4 protein-coding genes are annotated in these 4,027 nt (G+C 54.9%); 3 read left to right on the top strand and 1 reads right to left on the bottom strand.

Translation table 11 applies throughout. From position 1 onward, the window contains the following. Nucleotides 1–66 precede the first annotated feature (66 nt). The 3 genes from ACH2EH_RS15240 to ACH2EH_RS15230 all read left to right on the top strand — a co-directional run bounded on the left by ACH2EH_RS15240 (nucleotide 67) and on the right by ACH2EH_RS15230 (nucleotide 2,775). On the top strand, nucleotides 67–297 hold the full coding sequence (locus tag ACH2EH_RS15240) for a hypothetical protein (protein WP_395142895.1): 231 nt from the start codon (nucleotides 67–69) through the stop codon (nucleotides 295–297). A 186-nt stretch (nucleotides 298–483) separates the two neighbouring features. Then, complete coding sequence (locus ACH2EH_RS15235) at nucleotides 484–909, top strand: hypothetical protein (protein ID WP_395142894.1); 426 nt, start codon at nucleotides 484–486, stop codon at nucleotides 907–909. Between the two features lie 75 nt (nucleotides 910–984). Beyond that, nucleotides 985–2,775 carry a glycoside hydrolase family 2 protein gene (locus tag ACH2EH_RS15230; protein ID WP_395142893.1) on the top strand — a complete coding sequence of 597 codons (1,791 nt, stop codon included), beginning with the start codon at nucleotides 985–987 and terminating at the stop codon, nucleotides 2,773–2,775. 3 nt (nucleotides 2,776–2,778) lie between these two features. Here the strand turns inward: ACH2EH_RS15230 and ACH2EH_RS15225 are convergent. Next, on the bottom strand, nucleotides 2,779–4,027 hold a 1,249-nt coding region (locus ACH2EH_RS15225; RefSeq protein ID WP_395142892.1), incomplete at its 5' end, for an STAS-like domain-containing protein.

Below are 4,027 nucleotides of genomic sequence, written 5' to 3'. Positions count from 1 at the left end.
TATCGGTTTTCGCGTCCTCGCCGTTCGGTCGGAGCAGGAGCCCAAACTCCCCTAAAGGAAACCACTATGCTGAAAAAACTTCCCTGGCAAGACATCTGTAAGTTCCTTTCGGGAGCTTTTTTCGTCAGCGCGGGCATCCTTTTTTATCTCTACCGGGCGCACGTCTCCGTGCCGCTCCTAGGCACGAGCTTTATCGCGACCCCTGAGCTCAGCGGCGGGCGCTCCCTTGTCCACACTCTTCTCTTCGTAACTTGTTTTTACCTGGGTTTTCTGAGGAAGCAGAAGAGTGCGCCATGAAAGAAGCTTTGTGGACAGCAGCTCTTATCTAAGAGATTGATAGCTATTACGTAAAAAGTCAGAGCTATTTTCTAATAAGCCTGCCCTCTTAGTTGATAAATATTAACTATTTTTTAGTGTCTTTAATCTATTAAAGAGTAATTCATAACAATTAAATCTCAGTACAGGACAAAAAATTCTGGCTACTTGGTTAGATTTACAGGCTATTCAGAAGAGGAAGTTTCTGAAGAACTAAAAATACGACTTGAAGAGAATGAATCGTCTTCTGTTCTGACTATCATGTCTGGTTTAGAAGCTTCATTTCGAATAGATTATCTTCAGCGATGTTATAAAAAAGAAAAAGATGGTTTATCTCGTGAATTTCGTGATATGTATAAACAGTATGAATCCAGTATTAGACTTGAAGACGGAATTCTTTCTGCATGGAAAAATCAAATGTTAGTAGATCATATTTTGATAGGAAATATTCGTGGTGCTTTTAAGTATCGCCATTGGCTGGCGCATGGACGCTACTGGACTCCAAAACTTGGGCAAAAATATGATTATGATAGTGTTTACCTTCTTGCTGAAGAAGTATATAGTACCTTTCCATTCATAGACTCAGAATCTTAAGACTGTGCGTTTGACAAAGCCCCGCATGCGGCTTGCCCATTCCCGCTCGGGGGAATTTCTGGTACCCTGTCTGCTATGAGTATTCCAAGACCTGAGTATCCCCGCCCGCAGTTTGTGCGGACGGACTGGCTGAATTTGAACGGAGCGTGGCAGTTCGAAGCGGACTACGGCGACTCCGGTATCGAGCGCGGTGTGAAAGATCGGGCGCTGACCGGGACGATCACGGTGCCGTTCTGCCCGGAGTCCAAGCTCTCCGGGCTGGAGCACGTGGACTTTTTGAACGCCGTTTGGTATCGGCGCGAAGTGGACATCCCGGTGGCGTGGGGCGATAAGACCGTGCTGCTGCACTTTGGCGCGGTGGACTACGACACGACAGTCTGGGCCGACGGCGTGGAAGTGGCGCGGCACCGGGGGGGCTTCACGCCGTTCTCCGCCAATTTAGGCAAGTGCGCCGGGCAGACCGTCGCGATTGTGGTGCGCGCCAGAGATAAGCATGGGGTGCCGCAGGCGCGCGGCAAGCAAGCCAATAAGTTCGCGCCCTATGCCTGCTTCTACACCCGCACCACAGGAATCTGGCAGACGGTCTGGCTGGAGCCGGTCGCCGATGTCGCGATGAAGCGCCCGCGCATCACGCCGGACTTAGCCAACTCCCGCTTTGAGCTGGTCGTGCCACTGACCGCGCACGGGCCGGGGCCGAACCTTGAGGGGCTGACCGTGACGGCGACGCTCACGGATGCAAACGGAGCGGTTTCGACGGCGAGTGTTCGCGCCGATTTAGATTTCGCGGCGCGGCTGATTCTCGACGTTCCCGAGGACCGCAAGCGTGTCTGGAGCACCGCCGACCCGCATCTGTACGGCATCACACTGACCCTCCTGCACGGCAAAACGACGATTGATACGGTGGAGAGCTATGCGGGACTGCGCAGTGTCGCACTCTCAGGGATGGCGTTTAAGCTCAACGGCGAGATTGTTTTTCAGCGCACCGTGCTAGACCAGGGCTACTGGCCTGAGTCCGTGATGACCGCGCCCAGCGACGAGGAGCTGCGTTTAGACATCGAGCGTAGCATCGCGGCGGGATTTAACGGAGCACGGCTACACCAGAAAGTCTTTGAGGAGCGCTTCTTCTACTGGGCGGATAAGCTTGGCTATCTGGTCTGGGGCGAGTTTGGCGACTGGGGCTGTGGCGGCTTTGGCCCTTCCACCAACCACCAGCAGCCCGATGCCAGCTATATCGCGCAGTGGCTCGAAGCCGTGGAGCGCGATTATTCCCACCCGAGTATCGTCGGCTGGTGCCCGCTCAACGAGACGTTTCAGGAAAACTCCGACACGATCCGGCAGCTCGACGACGTGACGCGCGGGATGTGGCTAGCCACCAAGCTCGCCGATGCCACACGCCCCGTTCTGGACACCTCCGGCTACGCCCATAGAGTACGCGAGTCCGACATCTACGACTCCCACGACTACGAGCAAGACCCGGTGAAGTTCGCCGCGAACATGGCGGGCCTCGCTGAGGGCAAGCCCTACATCAACAACGGCTGGGACAACAAGCCCACCAATATCCCCTACGGCGGCCAGCCCTACTTCTGCTCCGAGTTTGGCGGCATCTGGTGGAACCCGGCGGCCTTTGAGAACAAAGAGAGCTGGGGCTACGGCGAGCGCGTGACGTCGCTCGATGCGTTCCACGCCCGCTTCGAGGGCCTCTGCGATGTCTTGCTCAATGACCCCAAGATGTTCGGCTACTGCTACACTCAGCTCACCGACATCTACCCGGAGGAGAACGGGGTCTACACGTTTGATCGCCAGCCCAAGTTCGACAACGAGAAACTCAAGGCTGTGCAGACGAAAAAAGCCGCGAATGAGAAGTAGGATTTAAGACGGCTTGTGGTTCGCGGGGAAAAGCGCCGCGCTACGCTGGAGAATAGCCCGATCAATCAGATTGCGATTGACCGGGCTAGCTCCTTGAATCACGATAGCGCCCATAAAATCCGTCGGGCCAAGGCGAACGAAAAGCTTGCCAATTAGCTCATCGGCGAAGCTACTGGAGATCAGAGAAATGCCCTCAAAGTCCAGAACAATGCGATTGTGTGAGACCATACGCCGCAGGTTTTCGACGCGTGTGCGAAGCGGCTCGGCGGCAGGGCGGGAGCGAAACGAGTCCACTTCGTCTACAACCCGCAGGTAGATGATATTCTCGTCGTTTAGCTCATAGCGCAGCTCCAGCGAGTCACTGGGTTCATGGGGGCGTCCTTGAAATCGAAGCGCTTTTGCAAGTGTGGTGGAATCACTGTAGCGCAACCCGGCAACCAGGAGAGTTCCAGGGAAAGGAACCGCCTCCGGTTGTACAGAAACGATGCTATGATCGAGCCTCAGGCTGGCGTGACCAGAGTAAAGGTTGAGAAATCCACCACTGAAGCGTGCCAGCTCATAGGTTCCAAAAAGACCGTTTCCTTGCCCTAAGGTCGCGTCGCGTGTCACTCCCTCCTGCACGGAAGCAAGCAAGGCATCCGGGTCGTCGAGGTGTTTCTGAGGGCCACTTCGCAGGGTTTGGGGAATACTCAGGCCATGATCCACGACGGCAATCTCAAGCAGTTTCTTGCGCCCAAGACGGCTAAGCTGCACAATGCCACCAATGGAAGACTCGGCATGCGTGAGCACATTGTCTGTTATTTCATTGAGCGCCCACTCAATCGCCGCAAGATCACCACGCTCCAGATCGGTTGTCGTTTCCAGAATTGTATCAACCAGTCGTGTCACGGCCTCTTGTTGCTCGCGGGCCTCGGTAAAACGAATCGCTGCCACATGATCGTGCCCCCGGTAGTCAGAGGCGGCAAAGTACTCAGGGTTCATCAGATGTGCCCAGTTGGTATTGTGAAAGAGCCGGGCGATCTTAGGAGCGTTTGGAAGAGTCAAGTGAGTCAGAATGCCCTTCTGGTGCAGCCAGAGCGCCTGGCTGCACACCGCAAGCATTGGCCCCGCGAACGCGGCATCACAAGCACTGAAATCTAAATGGATCTCCTCATACAGCTTTTTCTCCGTGAGGCTATGGAGAGCTGCTAGCATTCGCAGAAGCGCATCCTGCCCAAAGCTCTGCTCGACGAAAATACGGTTTCCCTGGGAA

Origin of the sequence: Armatimonas sp., assembly GCF_043760365.1 — a bacterium.
Taxonomy (GTDB): domain Bacteria; phylum Armatimonadota; class Armatimonadia; order Armatimonadales; family Armatimonadaceae; genus Armatimonas.
Note: the sequence above shows the minus strand (reverse complement) of the source record. Positions and strands in the feature narration are given on the sequence as shown.

Coding starts and splice junctions, on each gene's coding strand:
- ACH2EH_RS15240 (WP_395142895.1), top strand. CDS start 67: ATGCTGAAAAAACTTCCCTGGCAAGACATCTGTAAGTTCCTTTCGGGA.
- ACH2EH_RS15230 (WP_395142893.1), top strand. CDS start 985: ATGAGTATTCCAAGACCTGAGTATCCCCGCCCGCAGTTTGTGCGGACG.